Source organism: Serratia sp. DD3 (assembly GCF_000496755.2).
Genome location: NZ_AYKS02000098.1, coordinates 1 through 3,904 on the forward strand (window position 1 = coordinate 1; position 3,904 = coordinate 3,904).

The following is a 3,904-nucleotide window of genomic DNA, read 5'->3' on the forward strand; positions in this document are numbered from 1 at the left end:
GCCTTGAGCCTGTATGGTCAGCGCTGGGGTATCGAGAGTAGTTTCCGGGACATCAAGGACTATAAATTTGGCATGGGAATGGGTCAGGTTCGGATCAAAAATCCGGCAAGACGCGATCGATTATTTCTGTTCAGTGCGCTGGCGATAGTCCTGTTGACGCTGCTGGGCAAGGCAGGAGACAGCGCGGGTCTGGAGCGAACGATCAAGGTCAATACCAGCAAAAGCCGAACATATTCATTTTTCCGACAAGGAGTTATCTACTATCAATTACTGCCTAAAATGAAAGAAGCCTACGCGATATTGTTGATGGAGAAGTTTACTTATTACCTGAGGCAGCATCGGTTATATACCCGCACACTTGGCATTATTTGAGTCTCTAAAAATGAGGGGATCTCTGAGACTGTCTGGTGTTTCTTGGGGCCGCAGCATATCTGTTCAACGCACAACCCGATGAGCTGAGTGCAGAGGAACAACAAAAAATCACCAACATGCTTTGGAAAGAGATACATGAAATTTATTACGGTCGGAATACCCCCGCACTCTAATAACGAGTGATAAGAAGTGACAGTGATGACAATAGCAAGGGGCTGATGGCACAACCCCTTGCTATAAAACATTTTTACACCATATTAAGAAAAAATTCATCGCCAATGCTTGGCTCTGCTTTCCTTCATAACCCAACGGATTTTTGCCAGCTTCATGCGGCAAACATAACCCCCTCCTGCCAATACACAGGAGGGTTTACTGCTCAGCTATTCAATGAACTTGCCGGGGAACGCTTGGTATTCGCTTTGGGTTTAACCACCAAGGGCAGCAACAGTAACGCAGACAGCAAGGTTGTGGCTGATAGCACAGTAAAGAAGCCGTCCCAGCTCCAGGTTTCCATCACTTTCGCCAACGGCCAGCCAGAAAGCCCCGCCCCCAGATAGCCAAAGACGCCAACGAATCCAGTGGCGGCACCAGCAGAATCTTTATGCGCTGCCTCTGCGGCTGCCATGCCAATCAACATCTGTGGCCCAAAGATAAAAAAGCCGATAAAGAAGAAACAGGCGGCATTGAGGAAATAGCTGTCGACACTCAACAACCACAACAAGGCAACACTGACGAAGATGCCAATCATAAAAATGATATTCATCGGTACGCGATTACCTGCAAATAACTTATCCGATCCCCAACCGGCAACGAGGGTACCGAGAAAACCACCAATCTCCAGCATGGTCAAAGCAGAGTTTGCTTTCACTAACTGATAGTTATGGGTCTCTACCAGATAGAGATTACCCCAGTCATTGATACCGATGCGTACCACATAAACAAAGACATAAGAGATGGCCAATAACCAGATATATTTATTGGTAAAGATATAACGTTTTAAGATTTCCCAGATCGGTAATCGCTCACTTTTATGTTCCTGCTCTAGCTCCAATGCATCCGCACGCCAGTGGCCTACGGTGGGTAATCCCATTGAAGCAGGGCGATCACGCAAACGAAAACAGATAAAAAACCCCACCACAATGGCGATCACCCCTGGCACTATCATGCCGTAACGCCAACCATAATTAACCGCCAGCACCCCTGCCAGTAGTGGAATAATCGCTCCTCCCACATTATGGGAAGTATTACAGATAGCCCACCAGAAGCCCCGCTCATTACGTGAGTACCAGGTTGTCAGTAGTTTGGAACAAGGTGCCCAGCCCCAGCCCTGGAAAAAGGCGTTACACAGCCAGAACAACGTTAATGCCAACAGCGAGGAGCTGAAACCAAACAGAATGTTGATCACACCGGTCAGGATCAGGCCAATGCCCATAAAGTAACGTGGGTTAGAGGCATCACTCATCACGCCAGAAATAAAGCGCGAGGCACCGTACATAAAGTAAAACAGAGTGCCCATTAAACCCACATCCGCTTTGGTCAACCCAAGATCCGTCAACATATCCGGCATAACATAAGTAAAACTCTTGCGCGTAAAATAGTACACCGCATAGCCTACATACATACCCAACATGATATGAATACGCCAGTAGCGATAAGTACGGTTGATCTGCTCACTGTCTAGGGCTGCCGCTTGTTCCGGTGCTGACTTTATCCATTTAATCATTATATTCACCCATCATTAAGGCGCAGACGCCAGGATTAGAAAGATGCTGGGTAGCTAGCGAGCACATCCAGTACCTGTGCATGGAGCTGCGGATCGCCGGCGGCGACAACCGTCGATTGGGAATACATGGTCAAAGGTTCGCCATACCAGTCGGTAATTTTGCCGCCAGCCCCTTCGATGATGGGTACCATGGCGCAGTAATCGACTTCACGCATACCGCCACTATCGACACTCAGATCGATACGCCCCGAGGCAAGGCAACCGTAGGCATAGCAAGCAACACCGTAGATCCGCCATTTGCTGGCACTCAACAGGTGGTTGTAGCCTGGACGATGTTCGGCAAGAACTGGCTCAGTATTGCTGGTAGACATCAAAGCATCAGCCAGTTGTTGACAAGAGCGGGTGCGGATCGGGTGGCCATTCAAGGTACTGGGTTGCCCGGCAATGCCCACCCAACGCTCCTCCACTGCCGGAATATCGATGATCCCTATCACTGGGCGACCATGGCGGCATAACGCCAATAAGGTGCCGTAGACGGGTACCCCGGCAATAAACTGCTTAGTGCCATCAATCGGGTCAATCACCCACACCCACTCTTCATTCTGAGCCTCAGCGCCATACTCTTCACCCAGGATGCCGTGGCCAGGAAAAGCCTGGGTTAATTGCTCACGTATCAGCTGCTCGACTTGCTGATCAATCACTGTCACCGGGCTAAGATCATCTTTAGTGACAAATTCCCGCCCACCGTAGAGATAACGCTGGCGCTCCTGTTTAAGCAGTTGGCGGGTCTGATCAGTGATGGACTCAGCTATCTGCGCGAAGTGTTGTAGTTGTTGTGTCTGCATATCTCCATAACTCCCAAACAGTGATGCAAGAGAACCTATGTGAAGTTTATGTTTCACTTTTGTTACAGCAAGCAATGAGGGTCGCGCCAAAAAGGTTTCTATACTTGAGGGATTTCTTTAGTTAAGGGGGCGAAATTGGCATAATAACCAGCTGATGGGAGAATAATGATGGCTTCAATGCTACCTATGACTGCGTAAACTGAACAATATCTGGCGTTATATTTAAATTGCGCCTCTGTTGAACACACTGCTTAAACGATGATGAAAAAGGTTGTTACCCTATGAGCTAGGCATTGCAAAATCTGCTCAACCTGCTGGAATTAGAAAAACTTGAAATTGTTGAGGGGGATAAATACCTGCGCCAAATAGTAGATCACTGAAGGGAACTCAATCCGGTTTGAGCGATCTGATCAATCGCCAAACATCACAAACCCTCACAACCGGACTGAGTTATGCCGATCATAGCATCCATACCCCGACATGAACGACGCCAGATGCAAAAAATTGTCCAGAAAACGCCAGATAAAAATTATGCCAGACGCCTTATCGCCATGTTGATGTTACACCGTGGCAACACACTGACTTACGTAGCTAAGACCTTATGTGCAGCCCGTTCCTCTGTCGGGCGGTGGGTGAATTTGTTCACATTATGCGGCTATGAAGGATTGGAAAGTCTTTCACCTGGACGACCCAGAAAATGGCCCACAGAGGCGATGTTGAAAATGCTTGATTTGCTCGTTCAGCGTTCTCCCCAGGACTTTGGCTATCTGCGTTCTCGATGGAATACAGAGATGTTAACGATTGAAATTAATAAATTATTTAACTCAACGTTACATCCTGGCTCACTTCGGCGCTGGTTGCCAAGAGCCGGTATTGTATGGCGTAGAGCGGCCCCAACGTTGCACATACGAGATCCTCATAAAGAGGAAAAACTGGCGACTATCGAAACCGCATTGAACAATAA

3 protein-coding genes and 2 pseudogenes are annotated in these 3,904 nt (G+C 48.1%); 3 read left to right on the plus strand and 2 right to left on the minus strand.

Annotation, left to right across the window (positions count from 1 at the left end):
* Nucleotides 1-372 (plus strand): annotated as a pseudogene (locus tag IO95_RS19235) (IS4 family transposase); the annotation flags it as partial.
* A 56-nt stretch (nucleotides 373-428) separates the two neighbouring features.
* Nucleotides 429-545: pseudogene (locus IO95_RS26165) on the plus strand (S-adenosylmethionine decarboxylase); the annotation flags it as partial.
* A 203-nt stretch (nucleotides 546-748) separates the two neighbouring features.
* Here the strand turns inward: IO95_RS26165 and uhpC are convergent.
* Both uhpC and IO95_RS19245 read right to left on the minus strand, forming a co-directional pair.
* On the minus strand, nucleotides 749-2,095 hold the full coding sequence (gene uhpC / locus IO95_RS19240) for an MFS transporter family glucose-6-phosphate receptor UhpC (protein WP_023492577.1): 1,347 nt from the start codon (nucleotides 2,093-2,095) through the stop codon (nucleotides 749-751).
* A gap of 35 nt (nucleotides 2,096-2,130) precedes the next feature.
* Complete coding sequence (locus IO95_RS19245; RefSeq protein WP_023492578.1) at nucleotides 2,131-2,940, minus strand: inositol monophosphatase family protein; 810 nt, start codon at nucleotides 2,938-2,940, stop codon at nucleotides 2,131-2,133.
* A 452-nt stretch (nucleotides 2,941-3,392) separates the two neighbouring features.
* Between IO95_RS19245 and IO95_RS24870 the strand changes: the two genes are divergently transcribed.
* Nucleotides 3,393-3,904 (plus strand): winged helix-turn-helix domain-containing protein (locus IO95_RS24870; protein ID WP_235186796.1); only part of this gene is annotated, 512 nt, incomplete at its 3' end.

Excerpts from the sequence above, each read along its gene's own strand:
- uhpC (WP_023492577.1), bottom strand. The coding sequence starts at position 2,095 with ATGATTAAATGGATAAAGTCAGCACCGGAACAAGCGGCAGCCCTAGAC.
- IO95_RS19245 (WP_023492578.1), bottom strand. The coding sequence starts at position 2,940 with ATGCAGACACAACAACTACAACACTTCGCGCAGATAGCTGAGTCCATC.